The sequence below is a fragment of the Rhodococcus sp. NPDC003318 genome (assembly GCF_042879035.1).
Lineage (GTDB): Bacteria > Actinomycetota > Actinomycetes > Mycobacteriales > Mycobacteriaceae > Rhodococcus_G.
This window is the reverse complement of the sequence record NZ_JBIAOU010000021.1, coordinates 58,477-81,594: the sequence shown is the minus strand read 5'-3', so window position 1 is coordinate 81,594 and position 23,118 is coordinate 58,477. Positions and strand designations below refer to the sequence as shown.

Sequence of the window (23,118 nt, the reverse complement as noted above, 5' to 3'; positions counted from 1 at the left end):
GCTGCCCCTCGGACAACGAACTTCGTGCATCCATGACACCACTCCCCGGAAGTCGGAACCGAATTTCGCAGTCCAACTTCCGGGGACCAGTTCAGATGCGGTTGGGCCGCTCGAAGGTGCCCTTCAGCCGGTGGTGCGGGAGACGTGGTGGCGGCGAGTGGACCCGGTGTCGGGGATCGCCGGTACCCTCACGGCGTGGCCCTCTACCGGAAATACCGACCGGCGACCTTCGCGGAGGTGGTCGGGCAGGAGCACGTCACCGAGCCGCTGAGCACCGCACTCGACGCGGGACGCATCAACCACGCGTACCTGTTCTCCGGGCCTCGCGGCTGTGGCAAGACGTCGTCCGCCCGGATCCTCGCCCGCTCCCTCAACTGTGTCGAGGGCCCCACGTCGACGCCGTGCGGCACCTGCCACTCCTGCGTCGCCCTCGGCCCGGGCGGCCCGGGCAACCTCGACGTGATCGAGCTCGACGCCGCCAGCCACGGCGGCGTCGACGACACCCGCGAGCTGCGCGACCGCGCCTTCTACGCTCCGGCCGAGTCGCGTTACCGCATCTTCATCGTCGACGAGGCCCACATGGTCACCACGCAGGGTTTCAACGCCCTGCTCAAGATCGTGGAGGAGCCGCCGGAGCACCTGATCTTCGTGTTCGCGACCACCGAACCGGAGAAGGTGCTGCCGACGATCCGCTCGCGCACCCATCACTATCCGTTCCGGCTGCTCGCGCCGAACACCATGCGCGAACTGCTCGAGAAGATCTGCGGCCAGGAGAACGTCGCCGTCCAGGATGCGGTGTATCCGCTGGTCATCCGGGCCGGTGGCGGCTCGCCGCGCGACTCGCTCAGCGTGCTCGACCAGCTGCTCGCCGGTGCCGGTGAGGAGGGCGTCACGTACGCCCGGGCGCTCGCCCTGCTCGGGGTCACGGACGTCGCGCTGATCGACGAGGCGGTCGACGCGCTGGCCGCCGGCGACGGCGCCGGGCTGTTCGGCACCGTCGACAAGGTGATGGACGCGGGCCACGACCCCCGACGCTTCGCGGTGGACCTCCTCGAACGGATCCGCGACCTGATCCTGATGCGTGCCGTCCCCGACGCCGGTGACCGCGGGCTGGTCGACGCGCCCGAGGACGTGCTGGACCGGATGCGGGAGGAATCGGAGCGGATCGGTCCCGCGACCCTGGCCCGGTACGCGGAGTTGCTGCACACCGGCCTCGGGGAGATGCGCGGAGCAACCGCGCCGCGACTGCTCCTCGAGGTGATCTGCGCGCGGATGTTGCTGCCCGCGGCATCGGACGCGGAATCGGCGGTGCTGCAGCGCATCGAACGGCTCGAGCAGGGTGGTGTCGTCGCGGCGCCCGGTGGCGTGCCCGCGGCCCGGCCTGCCGCGTCCGCCGCGTCGGCGGGACCCGGTGCGGACGAACCGGCACCTCGGTTCCAACGACCGTCGCAGCGCAAACAGGCCGAGGCGGACGCGTCGGCGCAGGCACAGGACGTGGCCGCACAGCAGCAGGCGGACGTACGTGCGCAGGCCGAGGTCGCCGCGCGGGCGGAAGCCCAGGCGCGGGTCGAAGCGGACGTGCGGGCGACGGCGGCCGCAGCTGCCCGAGCCGCCGCGGAGGCCGAGGCGGCGGCGCTTGCCAAGGTCGCTGCCGAAGCGCTGGCCTTGGCGGAGGCCGCCGCTGCGCGTGCCCGGGCCGTGGCGGCCCGGTCGGCGATCGACGTGGCGTCCGGTGCACCCGTCGCCGAACCGCCGGTGCATCCCGTGCCGTCCGTCCCCGTCGCTGAACCGCCGCACGAATCTCCCTCGCCGGCAGCGGAATTCCCATCGGAGGGTGCCGACGCGGCAACCGAGCGCGACACCGCGCGGTCCGAGGTCGCCGAGACGGTCCGCGGCGAGGAGCAGGTCCCTGAGGCCCCGGACGTCACCGAGCCCGCGGAGGCCGCGACCGCCGAGGCGGAGCCCGCCGAAGTCGAGCTCGCCGAGCCGGAGATCGGTGAGCCCGAGGTCATGGACGCGCTCGCCGCAGTGGCGGATGGCGCGGACGCGGACCCCGCGGTTGCCGATCCGGTGTTCTCCGAGCCGGTGTTCTCCGAGCCGGTGAACCCCGAGCCGGTGAACCCCGAGCCGGTGAACCCCGAGCCGGTGAACCCCGAGCCGGTGCTTTCCGAGCCCGGGCTCCCGGAGTCGCCCGTTGCCGCAGCCGAGCCGATCACGGAAGCCGAGCCGGTTGCCGCGGACGAGCCGATCACGGAAGCCGAGCCGGTTGCCGCGGACGAGCCGATCGCCGCGGCACCGGCGGCAGGTGGCGGCGAGCCCGACGCGGCGGCGGTTCGGGCGGTGTGGTCGGAGGTGCGCGCCAAGGTGCGCGACCGCAGCCGCACCGTCGAGGTCATGTTGTCGGGTGCGACGGTCGGCCGCGTCGACAACGGCACGCTGGTGCTCGTGCACGCGTCCGCGCCGCTCGCCAAGCGGTTGGTCGAGCCTCGCAACGCCGACGTGATCCGGGACGCGCTGCGTGAGGTGTTCGGGGTGGAGTGGTCCGTGCACTGCGAGGTCGGTACGGCCGAGCAGCCCGCGCCGGCTCGGCCGGCACCGGCCCGGCCTCAGGCGAAACAGCCAAGCGCGCCGCGGTTCTCGCGGCCGAGCCAGGCTCAGGCCGCACCGCCCGCGGCGACCCGGTCCGAGCCGGCGCCGGACCCGCACGACGACGACATCCCGCCGCCGGACTACCCGGACTATCCCGACGATCCCGGGCCGCCGCCGGTGGACTACGAGCCGGCGTCACCGGATTCGGTCACCGCGGAGGACGAGGAGGAGATGATGGCGGAGGCGGCCACCCCCGCCGACCCGTCCGTCCGCCGCGACCCCGACGAGGTGGCGCTGGAACTGCTCTCCGAGATGCTCGGCGCCAAGCCGTTGGAGGGGTGAGGGGTCCGGTCAGGCCGAGCGCCGCTGCCTGCTGCCGATCTGGCGGCGGGCGAAGTCGACGCTGAGGGCGATCAGTTCGCGGCTCTCGCGCAGGACGGTGCCGAGAACCGGGAAGGCGTGGATCTGCCCGCTCCACAGGTGCGTTTCGACGGGCCGTCCGGCCTTCTCGATGCGGTCGGTGAGCAGTTCGACGTCGGGTCGCATCAGTTCGTATTCGGCGCAGGAGAGGAAGACGGGCGGGTACAGCGCCGGGTCGGCGTCGACGGGGGAGTCGACGCCGACGATGGCGTCGGGTCCGCCGAGCCAGCGGTCCTTGAGCTTGGCGACCTGACTCATCGGGAGGTAGGCGTCCTTGCGCATGAACCTCGGGTCGTGCCGCTCGAGGTGCAGGTTCAGCAGCGGGGAGTAGCCGATCACGGCGGCGGGCCGGGGCAGTCCGGTCGTCGCGGCGATCTCGGCGACCTTCATCGCGAGGTACCCGCCTGCGGAGTCGCCGGCGACGATGATCTTCGTCGGGTCGGGGCACTCGTCGGCCAGGGCGCGGTAGGCGGCCGTCGCGTCGGCGATCGACGTGCCGACGCCGCCGTCCGGCAGTTGCCGGTACTCCACCGACCAGACCGGGACGCCGGCGCGGGCGGACAGGACCGCGCAGAGGTTGCGATGGGTGCCGCGTCCGCAGAACACGAATCCGCCGCCGTGCAGGTAGAGGATCGTCGCGTCGGCGAGGTCGTCGTCGGCGACGTGGCCGTGGACGATGCGCTCGCACGGCACACCGCCCAGTGCCAGTTGCGTGACGACGGTCCGCGGCGGGGTGGGTAGCCGGTCGACGTACGTCTCCAGCGTCGCGAGCGCGCGGATCCCCGCGTCGGTGGCCGGCCAGACCGTGAACAGCGGTTTGACGACGATTCGCGCGAAGCCGGCGATCAGGCGGGCGCGGATGCTGACGTCCCAGTGCCAGACGGTGTTCTCCCCTGTGCGCATCCTCGCCCCCTACTTGGTGTGACCGTGTGTCACGCTCACGATAGGGCGGTTCGCCTCGTTTCGCCCGGCGTGGACGCCGGCCGCGGGTGCCGTGATGTCACATCGGGACACCCCACGACCCCGATGTGACATCACGACCGCGTGGTCACCGAAGGCCCGCGGGTATCAGTGGATGTCGCTGCCGTGCCTGGTCAGGGGCGTGACCTCGAGGGTCATGTACGGGAACAGGGGCAGGTTCCACAGGATCTCGTGCAGTTCGTCGGCGGAGTCGACGTCGAAGATGCTGATGTTGCTGTACTGGCCGACGATGCGCCAGATGTGACGCCACTTGCCGGACCGCTGCAGCTCCTGCGAGTACGCCTTCTCCTTCGCGACCGTCTGCTCGCGGACGTCGGGGTCGAGATCGCGGGGGATCGCGACGTCCATCCGTACCTGGAACAGTGCCATGGGGGTCCCTTCTTCTGCGGTGGTGATCAGTCGCGGGCGAGCGACTTGACGACGTCCATGTCGAGTTCGACGCCGAGGCCGGGGCCGGCGGGCAGGTGTACCTGACCCTCGGAGTAGTCGAGCGGGGTCTGCAGCAGCTCGACGGCGAACAGCTGCGGTCCGAACAGTTCGGTGCCGTAGTTGATGCCGGGTTCGGCGCAGGCGAAGTGGATGGACGCGGCGGTGCCGATGGGGCCCTCGATGGACGTGGCGCCGTGGCAGCGGATGCCGGCGGCCTTGGCGATCGCGGCGATCTCCTTGCTGCGCTGCAGCCCACCGCATTTCGTGGTCTTGACGGCGATGACGTCGGCGGCGCCGAGGCGGGCGACCTCGAGCGCGTCGTGCGGGGTGTGGACGGACTCGTCGGCCATCACCGGTGCGGACACGAGGTGGTTGATCTCGGCGAGCACTTCGAGTTGCTCTCCGGGCGTGGGCTGCTCGATGAGTTCGACTCCGCCGTCGACCAGTTCGGGCACGTACCGCAGCGCGGTGAACCGGTCCCAGCGCGCGTTCACGTCGATGCTCACGCCGGCCTTGCCCGCGAGGGACTGCGCGATCGTGACGATGCGCTCGGTGTCGACCGCGGGGTCGAGCGCTCCCATCTTCAGTTTGAAGGCGAAGTTGAGGCGGGAGTCCAGCTTCTCGGCGACCTCGTCGAGGATCTCGGCGACCGGGGCCGCGCCCAACGCCCAGCGGACGTCGACGCCGGTGCGGAACGCGCCGCCGAGCAGGGTGTGCACACCGACGCCGAGGCTGCGGGCCCAGGCGTCGTGGAGTGCGACGTCGACGGCGGCCTTCGCGAACCGCGCGTTGGCCACGATCCGTTCGAGATCGACCATGATGCCGGTGATCTCGTCGACACCGCGTCCGGTGATGTACGGCGCGATGTAGCGGTCGACGATCGCCTTCATCGTCTCGACGGACTCGCCGCCCCACCACGGTCCGCCCGGGACGACACCCTCGCCGTAGCCGGTGACGCCGCCCGCGGTGGTGATCGCGACGAGCAGGATCGGTTGCTTCTCGGCGGTGGTGGTGGCGAACTTGTGCGGACGGATCAGGGGGACGTCGATGATGGTCGTCTCGATGGAGACGATCGCGAGGTCGGGGTCGGACATGGAGCGGCTCACAATCGAATGGGCGGAACGGGCTCGTGGGGTGACGACGCGAATGCCGGTGTCGACGACAGGACACCGGCATTCGCGTCACATCAGAGGTCAGGCCTCGGGGTCGAGTGCGAAGTTGTACGACACGTGGTTCTTGCCGTCCTCGCCCTGCTGGGGGTCGAGGATGAGCTCCGGCTTGACGGCGGTCGCGACGTCGGTCTCGACCCATTCGCCGCCCTTGAAGTAGAGCTGGGTGGTGATGGGAAGCCTGCCCGGTGCCTTCACCATCAGGTGCAGGTGGGCGGGACGCCACGGGTGGCCGCCGTAGGACTTGATGAACCAGCCGGTGGGGCCGTCGTTCGGGATCTGGTACGGCGCGGGCTGCAGGGTGGTGATCTCGTAGTGGCCCTCGTCGTCGCACTCGATGGTGCCGCGCAGGTTCCATTCGGGGATGCCGGGGGCGAACTGCGAGTAGTAGCCCTCCTCGTCGGCGTGCCACAGTTCGACGGTGGCGCCGGTGAGACCGTTGCCCTCGAGGTCGGTGACCTGGCCGGAGAACACGAGCGGGGTGCAGGCGGCGTCCTGCTCGCGCATCGGCATGGTGCACTTCGACGCCAGCTTCGGCGATCCGGCGACGTAGTACGGGCCCTCGATGCTGCCCTTGGTGCCTGCGAGGGAGTTGCGGCTGTAGTTGACGTCCTCGATCTCGTGCTCGACGAACACGTCCAGCCACAGCGGCCACTCGCCGTACTCGCCGACGTCGATCATCCACTGCTTGAGCACGCGGTACTCGTCGTAGGTGACCTCGTGCTTGTGGACGATCTCCTTGAACGCGTCGAGGACGTCGCGGTAGATCGCCGCGGCGCGTTCGGTCGAGGTGTCCGCCGAGACCCGCTCGGACTTGAACTTGTCGGTGGCGGCGTTGCCCGAGTCGTGCGCGGTCGGGTTCTCGGTGGTGGTCATGGACTCTCCTCGTCGGGCTCGAACTGTTCAGTCGAGAAGCGGGTGGTCGCGGGGCTGGCGCGAACCGGGTTGCTTGTACGCTCTGCGTACGCTAGATTCGCATTGCGTACACACACTGTGCGTCGGGTCACACGGAATGTCAACACCGGACCGACGTCTGTCACGGAAACCGCAGGTAGGAGGAGTGAATGCTGGGCAACGACCGGGATTACATCCAGAGCATCGAGCGGGGATTCGCGGTGCTTCTCGCGTTCGACGAAACCCGACCCAACCCGACGTTGGCGGAGCTGGCCACCGCGACCGAGCTCTCCCGCCCCGCGGTCCGGCGCATCCTGCTGACGCTGCAGAAGCTCGGTTACGTGACCGGACACGGCACCCGCTGGGCGTTGACGCCGCGGGTGCTGAGCATCGGCCAGCACTACTCGGCCTCCCACACCCTGACCAGCGCGGCGCTGCCGCGGCTGATGGAGATCTCCGAGGCCACCGGCGAGTCCGCCTCGCTCGGCGTGCTCGACGGCGCCGAGGTCGTCTACGCCGCGCGCGTCCCGGTCCGCCGGATCATGAGCATCAACGTCTCTGTCGGCACCCGGGTCCCCGCCTACGCGACGTCGATGGGCCGGGCCCTGCTGGCGTGGGCGCCCGACGACACCGTCGAGGGCGTGATCGCCGCGACGGAGTTCGTCAAGCTCACCCCCGACACCATCTCCGGGGTCGAGGCCCTCCGCAGTGCGCTGGCTGTCGTCCGCGAGCAGGGCTACGCGCTGACGTCCGAGGAACTCGAGGAGGGCCTGATCTCACTGGCCGCACCCGTCCGGGACGCGAGCCGCGAGGTGATCGGGGTGGTCGCGTGCTCGACCTCCGCGGGACGCTCGACCCCGGAACGCTTCCGGGACGAGGTCGCGGCCCTGCTCGTCGAGAAGGGACGCGCCCTCAGCGCCGACCTCGGCTGGCGCCCGTGAGTCCTTGTGGCCCACAGGCGCACCGGAAGGACTCACGGACGGGTCTGTTCGCGGAAACGGGCCGCCAGCTCGCTGCGTGACCGGATGCCGAGCTTGGCGTAGATCCGGGTCAGGTGGAACTGGACGGTCTTGACCGAGATGTACAGCTCGCCGGCCACGTCCTTGTTGCTGCCGCCGCTCGCGACGAGGGCCGCGACCGCGCGCTCCTGCGGCGTCAGGCCGGCGAGGTCGCCGGCGGCCACCTCGTCGGTGTGGCCCGGGTCCTTGAGCCCGCCGGCCTTGAGTTCCCGGTCGCAGCGCAGCACGATCGAGGTCGCCCCGAGTGACTGGTACAGGTCGCGGGCGGTGCGGATCACCGTGTCCGCGTCGCGTCGCCGTCCCGCTCTCCGTAGTGTCTGGCCGTACGCGAAGTTGATCCGAGCCCGGTCGTACTGGAGCGGCAGTGACGCGATCCGCTCCAGCGCCCCGTCGAATGTCCTTCGGGCCGAGTCGATGTCGCCGCGTGCCCCGTGGATGCGACCACGGACGTACCCGAGCCGGGCCATCGCCGACCGGTGGCCCCGCGTCGCCGCCCGCTGCTCGTGCGGCGCCAGGAAGGCGTCCGCCTCGTCGACCCGGCCGGTCATCACCAGGGCGTTGGCGTAGAGGTCCGGCCACGGCCAGAATCCGGGCTCGTCGATCGCGTCGCGTTCCCGCAGGGACAGGATCGGATCCAGGTGCCGCAACACCGCCTCGTAGTCGGCGGCGACCTCCGCGCACTGGGCGGCGGCCAGGCACGCGGGCACCAGCATCAGCGGGTAGTCGGTCGTCGCGGCGCGACCACGGTCGAGATGGTCGTGCGCGGCCCGCCAATCGCCGCGCAGGGCGTGGATCTGGGCGCCGGTCCAGTGCACCAGGGGGGCCAGCAGATCGAGACCGGACAGGTCGAGCTGGGTCGACGCCCGGTCCACGGTGTGGACGGCCTCGCCCCAGTCCCCGAGCGCGAACTGCGTCCGGGCCAGCCATGCCTGGGCCCACAACGAGATTCGCAGCGAACCGCCCCGGAACAGTGTCGGCTCGGCGCTCTCGAGTTCGGTGCGGGCACTCTCGACGTCGTCGAGGGCGAGACTGAGCCAGCCGCGCGCCATCCGGACCCGCTGGCTCTGGGCGCCGAGCCCGGTGTGGCCGGACAGATCCGCGTAGAAGGCCCGCGCCCGTTCGACGTCCCCGGTCATCGCCAGTCCCAGTCCGCGGATGGCGGACGCCTCGACGGCCGCCGGGGTCGAGGCGTCGACGAGCGAGATGGCGCGATCCGCCCAGCCGAGGATGTCCTGGCCGCGCAGTCCGGCCAGTGAGTGCAGCACCATGCGTTGCGCGACGAGCGCGGACACCGCGGGGTCGGCGTCCGAATCCTTCACCAATGTGGCTGCGTGCGTGAGGAACTGGTGCGCCTCGGCGGAGCGTCCCCGCTGGATCGCCAGGTAGCCCAGGACCGCGTCGCGCAGTGGTCCGGCGGGTGTCGCCTCCAGTTCGGGCACGTGGATCAGCGCCTGGGGCAGGTCGGCGGCGCCGGTGAGGGCGTCGACGCCGCGGATCAGTCGGGTGGCGCGCAGGTTCCGGTCCGCGCTGATCCGGCTCGCGGTGATCAGGGCCTCGGCGGCGTCGGCCCAGGCGCCGTCGTCGGCGCGGCCCGCGGCGTACCGGTCGAGGCGGTCCGCCAGCGCCGAGTCCGCGGTCAGGGTCGCGGACACGAGGTGGACGAGGGCGGCGCCTTCGTCGTCGACCATGTCCGCCGCGCGGGCGTGCAGGGCGCACCATCGCGCGGGCGTGATCGCGTCCGCGACCGCGGCGTGGGTCATCGGATCGGGGAACGACAGGGTGACCAGACCGCGCTGCTCCCACATCCGCAGTAGGCCGGCGGCGTGCGCGGCGTCGACGGCGGCGGTCGGATCGGGCAGCCTCGCCAGCGTCGCGACCTGGGACGACGTGCAGTTCTCGCCGAGGACCGCGGCGGCCTCGACGAGCGCCCTGGTGTCGTCGTCGGCGGCGGCGAGGGTGCGGGCGACGGCGGCGGCCACCGCGCGCGGTGCCGGGAACCGCGACTGCCAGTCCCGCCACCGCGCGGCCGGCACCTCGTCGAGCAGTTCGACCACCGCGCGCGGCGAACCGCCGGTGTGGTGGTGCAGGTGCCGGACGGTCCACGGCGGCAGGTCGACGCCCGCGCGGGTCAGTGCGATCCGGGCGACGTCGGCGGCGCCGAGTGGTCCGACGTGCACCGTGGTGCCGTGGTGGCGGCTGCGCAGGTGCCGGATCGTCGGGTCGGCGTCGACGTCGGACTCGCCTCCGAGGACGATCAGCACGAGCAGCGCGCGGCCCTGCGCTCGCTGTGCCGCCGACGAGAGTGCTTGCAGCGATACGGGATCCGCGAACTGGGCGTCGTCGACGAGCATCACGATCGGGGTCTCGGCCAGGTGCAGGAACAGGTCGGCCACCGCAACGGGATCGGTGTCCGGGACCGGGGCGTGCAGGAGTTGTTCGGCGACGCCTCCGCACCGGCTCGTCTCCCACGGTGCGGCGCCGGCGATGCGGACCCGCCAGCCGGTCAGATCGGCGACGAACTGCTGCACCAGCGTGGTCTTCCCGATTCCGGACGGACCCTCCACCAGCACCAGCACGGGCGAGCCCGCGTGCGCTCGATCGCGGTGCCGCGCAAGCTCGTCCAGCTCGGCTCGACGCCCGAGCAGCTCCGGTGCTGCCGTCACCGCTCCACGGTACTGCGGACGCGGCGCCGCTGTTGCCTGGGTCACAGTCTTCGCCACCTCTGCTCGTTTCCCGGGGTCGTCACGGCCGGCCGGCCGGCGCGCGGTTTCCCGGTGTCCGGGCGGGCCGGTCGGCGCGTTCGAGGAGCAGTGACACGACGATCCCGCTCGCCAGTCCCCAGAACGCGGCACCGATGTTGAGGAACATCGGGTTCGCGGCGGTGACCACGAACGCCACCAGCGCGCCCATCGTGTGACTCGACCCGAACGCGGTCGTGAATGCGGCCTGCAGCGCCCGCAGCATCGCCAGGCCGCCGAGTGTGGCGACGAACGCGGCCGGCGCGGCGGTCATCGCGTTCACGAACAGTGGTGCGAACAAGCCGAACACGATCGCGCAGAGGCCGAAGCAGACCGCGGCCGTGTACTGGCGCTCGCGTCGGCCGGACGCGGTCAGCAGGGCGTTGGTCGGCCCGGTCAGGCAGGTCGACACCGCCCCGACGCAGGCCGCGCCGAGGGACCAGAGTCCGCAGGCGATGGTGGTCACGTTGACCGGAGGGCGGTGGCCGGCCGCGGTCAGCACGGCCACCCCCTGGCCGTTCTGCACCACGAGGACGGTGATGGCCAGCGGGATCACCAACTCCAGCAGCGCCGCGGGGGTGAACACCGGGGCGGTGAAGACGGGGGAGGCGAACACCCCGGCGGTGTCGGCCGTCGGGGCGAAGCGACCGGTCACGGCGACGGCGATCGCCCCGGCGACGAGGGCGCCGAGGATCGGGGGCACGTAGCGTCCGAGCCGGTTCGACGCGCCGAACAGCAGGAAGACGATCACCATCGGCGCCGCGATCGCCGGGTCGGAGGCGACGGCCCGGACGAGGTCGATGCCGAAGGTGAGGAAGACGCCCGCCACCATCGCCATCACGATCGGCATCGGCACGGCGGACATCGCACGTCGCACCAGTCCGGACGCGCCGAGCGCGGTGATCAGCCCTCCGGTGGCGAGGAAGGCGCCGATCACCTCCGGCCAGCTCAGGTGGGTCAGGGAGTTGCCGACCAGGATCGTGCCCGGGATCGTCCACGCGAACCCGAGCGGCTGCCGGTAGGCGAGACTCATCGCGACGGTGAGGACACCGTTCAGGACGAACACACCGAAGATCCAGGACGCCAGTTCCGCCGCGTCGAGTCCGCCCGCGGCCCCCGCGGCGAGGATGACCGCGACCGGACCGGTCGACGAGAACACCAGCCCGATCAGTCCGTTGGCGGCGTACTCGACGCCCACGTCCCGGCGCAGTCGACGCCAGCCGGTCCGCGGGTGCGGCGGACGCTCCAACAGGGTCGGTGACACGGCGCCGGTGTCCTCGTCGACGGTGGTCATGCCCGGTGAACCTCGCCTCTCACGCCTGCGCGGGTGCTGCGGTGGTCGGCGTCGGGGCGGCCGCTCGCGATGCCCGGACGGCGGGCACGAGGAGCGTCACGAGTGCGCCGGCGACGGCGATGCCCGCGAAGATGTAGAAGTTGATGTTGTTGCTCAGGCCGGCGCCGATCAGGAAGCCGCCGATGATCGGGCCGAAGATGCCGCCGAGGCGTCCGAACCCGGCGCACCACGCGACGCCCGCCGCGCGGGCCGAGGTCTCGTAGTAGTTGGAGACGAAGCCGTAGATCAGCACCTGGGTACCGATGGTGCCGACACCGGCCACCGCGACCGCGGCGAGCAGGACGGGCAGCGGGAACCCGAAGGTGAGCAGCGTCAGCGCGACCGCGGCGAGGAAGAACGTCGTCACGATGACGCGCTGGGGGCCGCCTGCGCGGTCCGCGATCCGCGATGCCAGGAGGCCGCCGACGATCGCTCCGCCGTTGAGCACCAACAGGAATGCCAGCGATCCCTTCGCGTCGTAGCCCGCGTCGGCCATGATCTTCGGCAACCAGGTGTTGAGGCCGTAGGTGAGCAGCAGTCCGGCGAAGCTCATCAGGCCGAGCAGTGCGGTGCCGAGCGCGTAGCGGCGGGTGGCGAGGGCCGCGAAACCGACCTTCTCCACCGGTGCGGGGGCCGAGGTCGGCAGCGGAACCCCGAACTTCTCGGACACGGCGAGGGCCTCGTCGGTGCGGCCGCGGACGAGCAGCCACTGCGGCGATTCCGGCAGCTTCACCAGGGCCAGCGGCAGCAGGATCACCAGCGGCAGCGCGCCGACCCAGAACAGCCCACGCCAGCCGATCGCGTCGCGCAGGCCGATTGCCAGCAGCGACGCGAGAACGCCGCCCGCGGGGACACCGCTGTAGACGATCGCGTTGTACAGGTTGCGCTTCCCCTGGGGGGCGAACTCGGCGACGAGGGCGCCGACCGTGGCGACGAGACCGCCGATACCGATGCCGGTGAAGAACCGCAGCAGCCCGAACATGGTGAGGCTGGTGGACAGCGCGGCGGCGCCCATGCCGACCGAGAACCAGACGATGTTGACCAGCATCATCTTTCGTCGCCCGAGCCGGTCACCGACCGCGCCGGTGAACAGTGCACCGACCATGACGCCGACCAGCGCGTAGGAGCCGAGCGCGCCGCCCTGCTGGGCGGAGATCGCCCCGATCTGACTCGGATCGGCCATCAGGATGGGCAGGATGGTTCCGTAGACGACCAGGTCGTAGCCGTCGAAGGCCATCGCGAGGGTCGCGAGAGCGACGATCCAGGTGATGCTGCGCCGGTGCCGGGCGCTGGCCCAGCCTGATGTGGTCTCGGTCATGATGAACTCCATTGTGTGAGGGGTGTCACAACTGAAATTGGGTAGAAACATGGCCTCACCGGCAGGGTGTCGGCCTGTCGGTGAGGCCCGGGGTGAGGTTGTCTCTAGCCCTGATCGCCACCGGCGACGGGTAGGACCGTGCCGGTGATGTAGGAGGCCTCGGGGGAGGCGAGGAAGGTGATCGCGGCGGCCTGCTCGTCGAGCGTGCCGTAGCGCTTGAGCAGTGACGAGTCGACGGTCTGGTCGACGATCTGTTGGTACCAGGCCCTTTCCTGCTCGTCCCCGGCCGCCGGTCCGCGGGCGACGCGGCGCACCGGCGCATCGGTCCCGCCGGGTGCGGTGGCGACGACGCGGATGCCGTACTGCGCCACCTCGAGTGCGAGCGCCGCGGTGATCGCGTTGACGCCGCCCTTCGCCGCCGCGTAGGGAACGCGGTTGACGCCCCGGGTCGCGACCGACGACACGTTCACGATGGTGCCCGCGGTCCGCTCGATCATGTGCGGCAGCACCGCACGGCACGTCCAGAGCGTCGGGAACAGCGACCGCTGCACCTCCGCCTGGATCTGCTCGGGTGTGTAGTGCTCGTAGGGTTTCGCCCAGATGGTGCCGCCGACGTTGTTGATCAGGACGTCGATCCGGCCGTGCTGGGCCTTCGCCTCGTCCACGGCGCCCTGTGCCCCCTCGAACGTCTCGAGGTCCGCGGTCACCGAGTGGGCATCGAAGCCGTTCTCCCGCAGTTCCTTCGCCACCTCGTGCACGATCTCGGACCGATCGACGAGGACCACGGCACCGCCCTCGGCGGCGATCCGGGTCGCCACGGTCAGGCCGATGCCCTGCGCGGCACCGGTGACCGTGACGGCGCGGCCGTCGAATCGTCCGGGGAACACGCTGGGGCTCATCGGGACCCGGCCGTGGCGTCGTGGTCGGCGTCGGCGATGGCGCGACGCATCGTGGTCTTCGCGTGCTCGGCGTGGCTGACGATGAGGTCGCGGGCGGCGGCCCGGTCGCGCTTCTCGAAGGCCTTCACGATCGCGAGGTGGTCGTGCGGCACCTGCTCGTCGACCCAGGACGCGGTCCGGAGAACCTCGTGCATGAGCCGGGTGACCTCGAGCCGGTTGTACGCCTCGAGCAGCACCGGGTTGCCGCAGCAGCGGAACAGGAACTCGTGGAACGCGGCGTTGGTGTCGGTGAAGGCGTCCGCGTCGGTGAAGTGGTCCTTCTCGATCGACGCCGTCGACGCCTCCGCGAGGATGCGGTACTCCACCAGCTGCTCCGGGGTGAGCCGGCCGATCGTCAGCTCGAGCGCGCCGAGTTCGAGTGCCATGCGCGCGTCGAACTGGGCGTCGGAGTCGGCGACGGGCGCGTGCTCCTCGCCGATCTCGTAGTCGGCGTCGACCCGCGCGGTGTCCAGTGCGACCGGCAGACCGGTTGCGGTGGAGGCCTTCTCGGCGGCGGCGACTTCGGCCTCGGTGGGTTCGGGTGCGGCGGCACCCGGGGTCGCCGAGGTGTTGAACTTCTCGAAGTAGAAGTTCGTCGGCGTGATCCCCTCGGTCCCGAGGTGGGTGCGCACCGCCTCGACCATCGGCGGCGGTCCGCACAGGTAGATGTCGACGTCACCGTCGCCCAGGTGTTCCGGCGCGAACAGTGACGTCACGTAACCCTTGTTGGCCGCCTGCGATTCCGGATCGGAGACGCAGTGGTCGAACGTGAAGTTCGGCAGTGACGCGGTGTAGGCGGCGAGGGTGTCGAGTTCGACGAGGTCCTGGTCGGCGGAGACACCGTAGATCAGGTGCACCGGGAGGTCGGAGCCCTCGGTCTGGATCGTCGCGAGGATGGACAGCAGCGGTGCCAGGCCGGTGCCGCCGGCCAGCAGCAGCGCGGGGCGCTTGCGTTCACGCAGGAAGAAGCTGCCGAACGGTCCGGTGAAGTCGAGGGTGTCCCCGACCTGCGCGCGGTCGGCGAGGTACTCGGACATCAGTCCGCCCGGGGTGATCTTCACCAGGAACGCCAGCGACGCGTCCGTGGGGCCGGTGCTGAAGCTGTACGAGCGGGTCTGGTCGGTCCCCGGAACCGTGATGTTGACGTACTGGCCGGGCAGGAACACCAGGTCGTCGCGGTTGGGGATCTCGACGGTGAAGCCGACGGTGCTCGGCGAGTACCGGCGGATGTCGGTGATCGTCGCGGAATACGTTGCGGCGGAGGTCTTCGCGACGTCCGAGGTGGTCGCGATCTGCAGCACCAGGTCCGACTCGGGAACCATCTGACACGGCAGGCAGTAGCCCTGCTCCGCCTCGTCGTCGGTGAGCGCCTCCTCGATGTAGTCGCCGCCGTCGTAGCTTCCCGACTCGCACAGCGCCTTGCAGGTGCCGCAGGCGCCGTCCCGGCAGTCGAGGGGAATGTTGATGCGGGCCTTGTAGGACGCGTCGGCGACCGTCTCGTTCGGTCCGCACTTGACGAAGCGGGTCACCCCGTCCTCGAAGCTCAATGCCACCTGAAAACTCATGACATCGTTCTCCTTTCGTGATTGGGGGTGGTGGATCAGACGACGTAGACGTCCACGATGTGGTGGATGTAGTCGTTCTTCAGGACGATCTTCTTGCGCTTGATCACCGGGGCCGGGCCGGAGACGTCGAGGGTGACGAAGTTGGTGCCGAAGTACGTGTCGGTGGTGTTGTACCGGTAGTACAGCGAGAACCAGTTGTGCCGCAGGTCGATCTCGGTGCCGCGGCGCTCGACCACTTCGACGTTGGTGATGTTGTGGCCGGTGCGCGGCTCGGGCAGCGACGTCGACGAGGAGCGGTCGGTGCGGATCCGGAACACCCGGTCCTCGAGGCCACCCCGGTTCGGGTAGTAGATCAGCGAGATCTCGGTCTGCGGGTCCTCGGTGAGCTCACCGTTGTCGTCCCACGCGGGCATCCAGTACTCGGCCTCGGGATGCCAGCACTCGAGCCACTTCTCGAAGTCGCGGTCGTCGAGCAGCCGGGCCTCCTTGTAGAGGAAGGCCTCGATGTCGGTCTGGGTCAGTTCTGCGGTCGTCGTCATCGTCTCTCGGTCCTTCCGGTGCCGGTCAGTGTCCGCAGCCGGGGGCGTCGGCGGTGATGCGGCCGGCGGCGACGGCCCCGTCGTTCGCTGTCTCGGCCGCGACGGCCTTGCGCATGCTGTCGAGCCAGAATCCGTGCTGGATCGGGTACAGGCCCTCGTCCTCGGTCTTGACGCCGCTCGAGAGCACCGTCGTCATGCCCAGGTCGGTGGCGACCTGGTCGGGTCCGTTCAACTGGTGGGTCACCCCGCGGCTGAGGTCGTTCCACGGCGCGGCGGTGGCCAGGTAGGTCTTCTGGCAGGACCGGAACTCCTCGAGGTCGTCGGGGGTCGCCATGCCGGTCGCGTTGAAGAAGTCCTCGTACTGGCGGATCCGGTTCGCGCGGGCCTGCGCGCTCTCGCCCTTCGGGGCGATGCAGTAGATGGTGACCTCGGTCTTGTCCAGCGAGATCGGGCGGAAGTGCCGGATCTGCGACGAGAACTGGTCCATCAGGTAGACGTTCGGGTACAGGCACAGGTTGCGGGACGCACCGACCATGAATTCGGCCTTCTTCTCGCCGAATTCGGCGGCCAGCTCTTCCTTGCGCGGGTACAGCGGCCGGTCCTGCGGGTTGCCCCACCACATCCACAGCAGCAGATGTCCGTAGTCGAACGAGTAGTAGCCGCCGCCCTGCTTGCCCCAGGTGCCCGCGTCCATCGCCTTCGTCTCGTTCGCGGACTCACCGGAGGTGCGTCGCGCGGTGGTCGCCGCGTAGTTCCAGTGCGTCGCCGACACGTGGTAGCCGTCGGCGCCGTTCTCCGCCTGCAGCTTCCAGTTCCCGTCGTAGGTGTAGGTCGACGACCCGCGCAGCACCTCCAGTCCCTCCGGGGACTGGTCGACGATCATGTCGATGATCTTGGTGGTGTCGCCGAGGTGCTCCTCGATGGACACGACGTCCTCGTTCAGGCTGCCGAACAGGAAGCCGCGGTAGTTCGCGAACTTCGCGACCTTGCGCAGGTCGTGGCTGCCGTCGGTGTTGAACTGCTCCGGGTAGCCGGCGTCGCGCGAGTCCTTGACCTTGAGCAGCTTGCCCTTGTTGTTGAACGTCCAGCCGTGGAATGGGCAGGTGAAGTTGGCGCGGTTGTCGGTCTTGCGACGGCACAGCATCGCCCCGCGGTGGCTGCACGCATTGATCAGGCAGTTCAGCTCGCCGTCCTTGCTGCGGCTGATCACGATGGGCTGGCGGCCGATGTAGGTGGTGAAGTAGTCGCCGATGTTCGGGATCTGGCTCTCGTGCGCGAGGTACACCCAGTTGCCCTCGAAGATGTGCTTCATCTCCAGCTCGAAGATCTCCTCGTCGGTGAAGATGTTGCGGCGGACCTGGTAGCGCCCGCTCTCCGCGTCCTCGACGAGGGCGCCGGTGAGGGTCGCGCTGACGTGGTCCAGGGTGTCGGTCATGGGGTCCTCCGGGAACGTGGCGAGGGGAGTCACCGGGTCTGCGCGGCGACGGGGCTCGCACAGTTCCCGGGGCGGCGAAGGGGCTGTCGCCGCGGTCGTGAACTCACCTTGCCAGGGTGTGGTGGCGATCACACCAGGCAAATGCCTAGTTCTGCCCAGGGCTGCTCCCTCGGGTTCCGGTGCGGGCTCGGGCGGACCCGCGGAGGCGGCGTCGGGGTACTTCGGCCGGCTGCTGGCGTCGCTGAAGTCGTTGTGGCCGAAACCCTTTCGCGGCGCGGTGGTCATTTCGCCAGGTCACGTCGCCGTGCAACGGGCACGGTGCCGGGCCCGGGGTGTTCCAGTGGACGTGTCGGGATCAGCCCCGCAGGGACTGCGACGGGGACCGGCCGTATCTGGCGCGGTAGGCCGCGGCGAAGCGGCCGGTGTGCGTGAACCCCCACCGCAGCGCGATGTCGGTCACGGTGCGGCGCGGTTCCCCGTGGAGCAGGTCCGCGTGTGCCCGTTCGAGGCGGATGTCGAGCAGGCACTCCGACGGACTCCGGCCCACGTACGTGCGAAAACCCTCCTGCAGGCGCCGGATCCCGACGCCGGCGCACTCGGCCATGTCGCCGGCCGTCCACGGCCGGCCGGGATCGGCGTGCATGGCGTCGAGCACCCGCTTGACGATGCGCGGGCGCGGCGCGGGCGCCTCGATCGTGGGGGTCGCCGCCAGTACCAGCGCGGTCGTCACCGCACCCGCCAACTGGTCGGCGACGAGCGGGTTGTGCAGCAGCCCCGAATCGTTGCCGAGTTGCTCGGCGAGCGAGTGGACCAACCGGATCCAACTCGCTCCCTCCGGCGTCCTGAGGTCGAGTTGCAGCGGCAGCCGACTGCCCGATTCGTCGACTCGCGCGATCTCCCGATCCAGGTCCTGGCGCTCGATGCGGATGCCGAGAATCTCGCATTCGCGATTCCACTCGACGATGCTGGTCGCGGTGTCGGGTGGGCAGACGGTGGCCTGCCCGACGGTGGAGACAACCTCGATTCCCCTGGTCACGGACACGAATTGCCCGGACAGTGGCACGTTGATCGCGTAGCCACCGGGATGCTCGGAGTCGACAGTGACGTCCGCGCCCATTTCCATCCGGGCGAGCCGGATCGGTCCGAGGGTCGCGCAGTTCGCGAGCAGGTCGGGGACGCCGCGGGGTGAGACCGGCGTCAGGGTGTGCGGGAAATAGGCTTCCGAGAGGAGCGCCGAGACCTCGTCCCAGTCCGAGGACGTGACCTGGGTGGATGCGGCCTCGACCCGCTCGGCCGGCGGCGCCGCCGCAGCCGTGCGCGAAGGGGTGCTCATGACCCCGTCACCTCCCATTCTCATGACCGGCCCGGACCTCGCGAGGTGGCCGCCAGCCAATTCAACACCGGTCGTCGCCCCGTATCCACCGTCCGGTTGAACAATTGTCGGTTGTTGTGTGAACCTTTGGAAAACCTTTGCGGTGCGCAATCTGTATCGGCGTCGCGCTCGGCGGATCGCGGCCCTTCTTGCCCGCCGGTAGCGTCGGCTGCCGACTCCGCCGGGCCCGGTGGGGACGACGGCGACGAGGAGGTCGTGACATGCAGTTGCAGCCGCTCGAATCGTCGTGTTCGGGCGACATCGTCCCGGGCCCGGCGAGGCTCACCCTGGTGCCGCCCCTCGAACCCGACGGTGGCGGCTCGCTCCGGATGCTCGGCATCGTCCGGTCCCGAACCGGCAAGCCGATCCCCGCCGCCACCCTCGACTGGTGGCAGCCCGCCGACCATCCCGGCGCGGACGCCGGCCTCGTGGCCGACCCGGCCGGATCCACCGCCACCTGCGAGCGCGGTGAGTTCGACATCCTCGCCGGCGACCCCGAGGAGCACCTCCGCGTCGTCGTGCGGGCCAAGGGTTACGTCCCGCTCGTGGTACGCCTCGTGCCGCTCCCCGGACTGCCCGCCATCTCACCGCCGATCAGCAGGCCCGGCCGCGCCCCGCTCGCCGTCCGGCGCGGGAGCAGCGACCAGATCGAGTGCTGGTGCGAGTTCGCGCTCGAACCGGCCGTCGCGCTGTCCTGACCGTTTCCCCTCGTCCCTGACACCGTCCCGGTCGTCCGGGTCTTCGGACCCTGGTGACCGGGACATCGGGCGCCTCATCCTGATCTGCAGTCGATCCGCTTCCGGCGGGCAGTGAAGGAGACCGCAGATGAGCATCAGCAGTTCCACGGCGGCGGGGACCGCCGAATCGGTGGAGGGCGCCGCGCGGCGCGCGGTGGGTTGGACTGTGGCCGGAGTCGTCGCCGGGCTGGCCGGCATCGTCGGCATCCAGGCCAGCGGCGGCGTCACGGCCGTCTACGACGAGTCGCTCGCGGGCAACCCCGTCGCCATCGCGGCGCGGCTCGCCGAGCAGCGCCCGGCGGTCGTGGTCGAACACGTCGGCTTCGCCGTTGCGGCGCTGGCGCTGCTGGTGTTCGCGGCCGGGCTGGCCCGGCACCTGACGTCGCGGCTCGAACCGGGCAGCCTGCTCGGCCCGATCGCGGCGGGCGGCCTGATCGTGACGTCGACGATCTGCCTGATCGGCACCGGCCTGACCACCGAGTTGGTGTTCGGGCTGTCCGAGGGCACCGACCTGGTTCCGGAATTCGCGGTCGTCGGTGCGCACTGGCTCGGTACCATCCCGTGGCTGTGGGCGGCGGCCGGCGTGTCGGCTCTCGCGGTCGCGATCGCGTCCCTGCGCCACGGTGCGACGCCGCGCTGGCTCGGCTGGGCGAGCCTGGTCCTCGGCGGTCTGACCGCCCTGTTCGGGGTCTCCCCACTGCAGTACATGGCCGGATTCACCGGTCCCGTCTGGGTGCTGGTCTGCGCGGTCGGCCTGTGGTTCGCGGGGCGTCGGGCCCGGTCCTGACCGACAATTGGCCTTCGGCCCTGTGCGCGAGTGGGGTAGCTGGTCCACCCAACTCGCGCACAGGCGGCGCAGCCGCAGGAGAGGAGTGACGGGTGAGGGAGCGACTCGAGGGGTCGGTGGGGACCGGCGCGCCGGTGCCCGCCGCGGCGCTCGCCGTCACCGCCTGGCTGCTGTCGGTTCTGTCGGTGGTGCTGTTCCTCGCCGCCGACCCGCCGCTCGACGCGAACCAGCTGTTCTTCCTCGTCGACGTCGTCGGGTCCGCGGTGTACGGCACCGTCGCGGGTGTCGTCCTGGCGCGGCGCGTGCACCCCGTCCCGATCATCCTCGGGGTCGGTGCGATCGGGATCGGTCTCGCCGCGTTCAGCTACGCCTACACCCAACTGGCGGTGCTGCGCCCGGGACTGCCCGCGGTCGCGGTGATCGAGCCACTGCAGAACACCGCGTGGATCCCGGGCACCCTCGCGCTGTTCCTGGTGGTGCCGTGGCTGATTCGCGATCAGCGGCTCGACGCCGTCGCCCGACTCGGCCTGGCTGCGGGGGTCGCGGCCACGGTCTGGTTCTTCGTCGCCCGCACCTGGACCGACACCGCCACGGTCTGGCTGGTCGCCCCCGTCGCGGGCATGGGCTTGATCACCGCCGCCGACGTCTGGCGGCGGCACCGCACCGGGCCGGTCGACGAGCGGGTGGGACTGGGCTGGCTGGCGGTCGGAACTGCCCTGATGGCGCTGTCGTTCGTACCGCTGGCGCTGCCCGCGTCGTGGCCGTGGCTGTGGATGATCAACCCGCTCGTCCACCTCGCGGTCCAGGCCTTCTATCCGGCCGCGATGCTGGTTTCGGTGCTGCGGCAACGGATGTGGGGAATCGATCTCGCCGTCAGCCGTGCGGTGCTGGCCGGTACCCTGACCGTCGGGCTGATCGCCCTCTACGTCCTGGTCGCGACGTCGTTGACGAGCCTGCTTCCGACATCGGATTCCGTTGTCGCGCAGGCGGTCGCCGCGGGCACCGTGGCCGTCGCGGTGATGCCGGTCCGGTCGTGGCTGCAGCGTCGCGTGCGGGACCTGGTGTACGGCGCGGGTGCCGATCCGGCCCGCGCGTTCCGCGACCTCGGCAACCGATTCGCGTCGGCGCAGGCACCGGACGAGTTGCTGGCCGAGCTGGCGACCGGGGTGGCGGTCGCGTTGCGCCTCGAGTCGGTGGCGGTGTGGCGCGTCGGGGAACCGGAACCCGTTGTCCGGTACGGGGATCCGATAGTGGAGGAGTCGGTGGTCGAACTGGTCCATCGTGGCGCGCAGGTCGGCCGACTCGCCGCGACCGCGCCGCCCGGTGAATCCCTGGACATGCGGGCCCGGAAGTCGTTGTCGGAACTGGGATCGGTCGTCGCGACCGGACTCGTGCTCGTGCAGGCGTCGCGGGATCTCGACGCCGCACGCGAACGCCTGTCCACGGTCCGGCTCGAGGAGCGTCGGGTCATCCGACGCGAGCTGCACGACGGCCTGGGACCCTCGCTCGCCGGTATCCGGCTCGGGCTGCAGGGGGTGCGGAACCTGCTCGCCGTCGATCCCGACGCCGCGGCGCGACTGCTCGATTCGCTGCAGCAGCAGCTCGACCACCAGATCGACGGAGTCCGGTCGCTGTCCCGCACCCTGTTCCCGCCGATCCTCGACGAACTCGGCCTCGCGGCCGCCCTGCACGACCTGGCGGCGCAGCACGCCCGCGCCGGTTTCACCCTCGACGTGCACGCGCAGGTTCCCTCGACGCTGGACGCCACCGCGAGCGCTGCCGCCTACGGCATCGCCGTCGAGGCGGTCTCCAACGCCCGCCGGCACAGCGGGGCCGACGGCTGCCGGGTCGAGGTCGTCTGCGCCGCACCGGATTCCGCCCACGACCGGCCGGCGGCGTCGGGGGCCGCCGAGTTGACGGTCGTCGTGCTCGACACCGGCTCGGGCATCGACCCGGGTCGCGTCGGTGGCGTGGGCACCCGCTCGATGCGCGAACGTGCGGACGCGGTCGGCGGCACCCTGGTGATCGACTCGCCGCCGCCGGGAGGAACGCGGGTCACCGCCCGGCTACCGTTGAGCGCACCATGACTGCCATCCGTGTCGCCGTTGTCGACGATCATCCCGTGTTCCGTCTCGGGATGATCGCCCTGTTGTCCACGCTCGACGGGATCGAGGTGGTCGCCGAGGCCAGCTCGGCGGCCGAGGCGACCACCGTGGTCACCGGCGATGTCGACGTGGTGATGATGGACATCGAGCTCGGCGACGGGTCCGGGGTGGAGGCGACGCGGGACCTGCTGGCGCGCCTCCCCGCGGTGCGGGTGCTGATGGTGACGATGCACGAGGACGACGACGCGCTCGTCGCGTCGGTGCGAGCGGGCGCCCGCGGTTATCTCGTCAAGGGTGCCGGACCCGACGAGGTGGAGCGGGCGCTGCGGGCGGTCGCGCACGGCGACCTGTTCCTCGGTGCGGCGGTGGCGGAACGGGCGATGGGATTCATGGCGGCCTCACGGGGGCTCGGGCCCACGGTGTTTCCCGAACTGACGGACCGGGAACGGGAGATCCTCGACCTGGTCGCCGCGGGGCACGACACGGCGACCATCTCGCGGCGGCTGGTGCTCAGCCCGAAGACGGTGCGCAACCACACCTCGAACATCCTGACCAAGCTCGGCGTCCCCGACCGGGCGGCGGCGATCGTGCGGGCACGGGACGCCGGTCTCGGCTGATCGTCACGGTGCTCGGGGTCTCGGCTGATCGTCACGGTCACGGACCTCGCTCGGTTCGGTCCTGGACCGAGTTTTGGAACTGGTTCTACCATTGCGGTCGTCGGGGTGTCTGCCGCGAGTTGCCGCACAGCGC

The 23,118-nt window shown here is 70.7% G+C and carries 18 protein-coding genes; 6 read left to right on the top strand and 12 right to left on the bottom strand.

Going from position 1 to position 23,118, the window contains the following annotated elements:
* The first annotated feature begins 195 nt into the window (after positions 1–195).
* Entirely contained in the window at positions 196–2,931 is a 2,736-nt protein-coding gene (locus tag ACFYVR_RS23230) for a DNA polymerase III subunits gamma/tau (protein WP_387477605.1), read from the top strand.
* A gap of 9 nt (positions 2,932–2,940) precedes the next feature.
* Here ACFYVR_RS23230 and ACFYVR_RS23225 read toward each other — a convergent pair whose 3' ends face one another.
* The 4 genes from ACFYVR_RS23225 to catA all read right to left on the bottom strand — a co-directional run bounded on the left by ACFYVR_RS23225 (position 2,941) and on the right by catA (position 6,464).
* Positions 2,941–3,912 carry an alpha/beta hydrolase gene (locus tag ACFYVR_RS23225; RefSeq protein ID WP_387477603.1) on the bottom strand — a complete coding sequence of 324 codons (972 nt, stop codon included), beginning with the start codon at positions 3,910–3,912 and terminating at the stop codon, positions 2,941–2,943.
* A gap of 165 nt (positions 3,913–4,077) precedes the next feature.
* Complete coding sequence (gene catC, locus ACFYVR_RS23220; RefSeq protein ID WP_387477601.1) at positions 4,078–4,359, bottom strand: muconolactone Delta-isomerase; 282 nt, start codon at positions 4,357–4,359, stop codon at positions 4,078–4,080.
* Between the two features lie 26 nt (positions 4,360–4,385).
* Positions 4,386–5,513, bottom strand: coding sequence for a muconate/chloromuconate family cycloisomerase (locus ACFYVR_RS23215; RefSeq protein ID WP_387477598.1), 1,128 nt, complete (start codon positions 5,511–5,513; stop codon positions 4,386–4,388).
* Positions 5,514–5,612: 99 nt separating this feature from the next.
* Positions 5,613–6,464, bottom strand: coding sequence for a catechol 1,2-dioxygenase (gene catA / locus ACFYVR_RS23210; RefSeq protein ID WP_387477596.1), 852 nt, complete (start codon positions 6,462–6,464; stop codon positions 5,613–5,615).
* A gap of 188 nt (positions 6,465–6,652) precedes the next feature.
* Between catA and ACFYVR_RS23205 the strand changes: the two genes are divergently transcribed.
* The gene (locus ACFYVR_RS23205; protein ID WP_387477593.1) at positions 6,653–7,423 is read left to right on the top strand and encodes an IclR family transcriptional regulator C-terminal domain-containing protein; all 771 of its coding nucleotides are present in this window, start codon (positions 6,653–6,655) and stop codon (positions 7,421–7,423) included.
* Between the two features lie 32 nt (positions 7,424–7,455).
* Here the strand turns inward: ACFYVR_RS23205 and ACFYVR_RS23200 are convergent, their stop codons facing one another.
* The 8 genes from ACFYVR_RS23200 to ACFYVR_RS23165 form a co-directional block, all read right to left on the bottom strand.
* Positions 7,456–10,164 (bottom strand): LuxR C-terminal-related transcriptional regulator, encoded by a 2,709-nt coding sequence (locus ACFYVR_RS23200; protein ID WP_387477590.1) that lies wholly within the window; start codon positions 10,162–10,164, stop codon positions 7,456–7,458.
* A gap of 79 nt (positions 10,165–10,243) precedes the next feature.
* On the bottom strand, positions 10,244–11,533 hold the full coding sequence (locus tag ACFYVR_RS23195; protein WP_387477587.1) for a benzoate/H(+) symporter BenE family transporter: 1,290 nt from the start codon (positions 11,531–11,533) through the stop codon (positions 10,244–10,246).
* 19 nt (positions 11,534–11,552) lie between these two features.
* Complete coding sequence (locus ACFYVR_RS23190; RefSeq protein WP_387477584.1) at positions 11,553–12,890, bottom strand: MFS transporter; 1,338 nt, start codon at positions 12,888–12,890, stop codon at positions 11,553–11,555.
* 104 nt (positions 12,891–12,994) lie between these two features.
* A complete protein-coding gene (benD, locus tag ACFYVR_RS23185; protein WP_387477581.1) occupies positions 12,995–13,789 on the bottom strand; it encodes a benzoate diol dehydrogenase BenD in 795 nt (264 codons plus the stop codon).
* Positions 13,786–15,393: a benzoate 1,2-dioxygenase electron transfer component BenC gene (gene benC, locus ACFYVR_RS23180; RefSeq protein ID WP_387477578.1), complete on the bottom strand. Its 1,608-nt coding sequence runs from the start codon at positions 15,391–15,393 to the stop codon at positions 13,786–13,788. The genes benD and benC overlap by 4 nt, the downstream gene beginning before the upstream one ends.
* Before the next feature lie 35 nt (positions 15,394–15,428).
* A complete protein-coding gene (gene benB, locus ACFYVR_RS23175) occupies positions 15,429–15,932 on the bottom strand; it encodes a benzoate 1,2-dioxygenase small subunit (protein WP_387477575.1) in 504 nt (167 codons plus the stop codon).
* 25 nt (positions 15,933–15,957) lie between these two features.
* On the bottom strand, positions 15,958–17,367 hold the full coding sequence (benA, locus tag ACFYVR_RS23170; protein ID WP_387477573.1) for a benzoate 1,2-dioxygenase large subunit: 1,410 nt from the start codon (positions 17,365–17,367) through the stop codon (positions 15,958–15,960).
* Positions 17,368–17,722: 355 nt separating this feature from the next.
* The gene (locus ACFYVR_RS23165) at positions 17,723–18,700 is read right to left on the bottom strand and encodes an AraC family transcriptional regulator (RefSeq protein WP_387477570.1); all 978 of its coding nucleotides are present in this window, start codon (positions 18,698–18,700) and stop codon (positions 17,723–17,725) included.
* 260 nt (positions 18,701–18,960) lie between these two features.
* On the opposite strand from ACFYVR_RS23165, the gene ACFYVR_RS23160 reads away from it, so the two are divergent.
* The 4 genes from ACFYVR_RS23160 to ACFYVR_RS23145 all read left to right on the top strand — a co-directional run bounded on the left by ACFYVR_RS23160 (position 18,961) and on the right by ACFYVR_RS23145 (position 22,985).
* A complete protein-coding gene (locus ACFYVR_RS23160) occupies positions 18,961–19,437 on the top strand; it encodes a hypothetical protein (protein ID WP_387477567.1) in 477 nt (158 codons plus the stop codon).
* A 127-nt stretch (positions 19,438–19,564) separates the two neighbouring features.
* On the top strand, positions 19,565–20,263 hold the full coding sequence (locus ACFYVR_RS23155) for a hypothetical protein (protein WP_387477565.1): 699 nt from the start codon (positions 19,565–19,567) through the stop codon (positions 20,261–20,263).
* A 92-nt stretch (positions 20,264–20,355) separates the two neighbouring features.
* Complete coding sequence (locus tag ACFYVR_RS23150) at positions 20,356–22,350, top strand: histidine kinase (RefSeq protein ID WP_387477563.1); 1,995 nt, start codon at positions 20,356–20,358, stop codon at positions 22,348–22,350.
* Positions 22,347–22,985: a response regulator gene (locus ACFYVR_RS23145; protein ID WP_387477561.1), complete on the top strand. Its 639-nt coding sequence runs from the start codon at positions 22,347–22,349 to the stop codon at positions 22,983–22,985. Before ACFYVR_RS23150 ends, ACFYVR_RS23145 begins: the two co-directional genes overlap by 4 nt.
* The last annotated feature ends 133 nt before the right edge of the window (positions 22,986–23,118 follow it).

Excerpts from the sequence above, each read along its gene's own strand:
- ACFYVR_RS23160 (WP_387477567.1), top strand. The coding sequence starts at position 18,961 with ATGCAGTTGCAGCCGCTCGAATCGTCGTGTTCGGGCGACATCGTCCCG.
- ACFYVR_RS23145 (WP_387477561.1), top strand. The coding sequence starts at position 22,347 with ATGACTGCCATCCGTGTCGCCGTTGTCGACGATCATCCCGTGTTCCGT.
- catC (WP_387477601.1), bottom strand. The coding sequence starts at position 4,359 with ATGGCACTGTTCCAGGTACGGATGGACGTCGCGATCCCCCGCGATCTC.
- ACFYVR_RS23205 (WP_387477593.1), top strand. The coding sequence starts at position 6,653 with ATGCTGGGCAACGACCGGGATTACATCCAGAGCATCGAGCGGGGATTC.
- ACFYVR_RS23195 (WP_387477587.1), bottom strand. The coding sequence starts at position 11,533 with ATGACCACCGTCGACGAGGACACCGGCGCCGTGTCACCGACCCTGTTG.
- ACFYVR_RS23155 (WP_387477565.1), top strand. The coding sequence starts at position 19,565 with ATGAGCATCAGCAGTTCCACGGCGGCGGGGACCGCCGAATCGGTGGAG.
- ACFYVR_RS23215 (WP_387477598.1), bottom strand. The coding sequence starts at position 5,513 with ATGTCCGACCCCGACCTCGCGATCGTCTCCATCGAGACGACCATCATC.
- ACFYVR_RS23190 (WP_387477584.1), bottom strand. The coding sequence starts at position 12,890 with ATGACCGAGACCACATCAGGCTGGGCCAGCGCCCGGCACCGGCGCAGC.
- benA (WP_387477573.1), bottom strand. The coding sequence starts at position 17,367 with ATGACCGACACCCTGGACCACGTCAGCGCGACCCTCACCGGCGCCCTC.
- benD (WP_387477581.1), bottom strand. The coding sequence starts at position 13,789 with ATGAGCCCCAGCGTGTTCCCCGGACGATTCGACGGCCGCGCCGTCACG.
- benB (WP_387477575.1), bottom strand. The coding sequence starts at position 15,932 with ATGACGACGACCGCAGAACTGACCCAGACCGACATCGAGGCCTTCCTC.
- ACFYVR_RS23165 (WP_387477570.1), bottom strand. The coding sequence starts at position 18,700 with ATGAGCACCCCTTCGCGCACGGCTGCGGCGGCGCCGCCGGCCGAGCGG.
- ACFYVR_RS23225 (WP_387477603.1), bottom strand. The coding sequence starts at position 3,912 with ATGCGCACAGGGGAGAACACCGTCTGGCACTGGGACGTCAGCATCCGC.
- benC (WP_387477578.1), bottom strand. The coding sequence starts at position 15,393 with ATGAGTTTTCAGGTGGCATTGAGCTTCGAGGACGGGGTGACCCGCTTC.
- catA (WP_387477596.1), bottom strand. The coding sequence starts at position 6,464 with ATGACCACCACCGAGAACCCGACCGCGCACGACTCGGGCAACGCCGCC.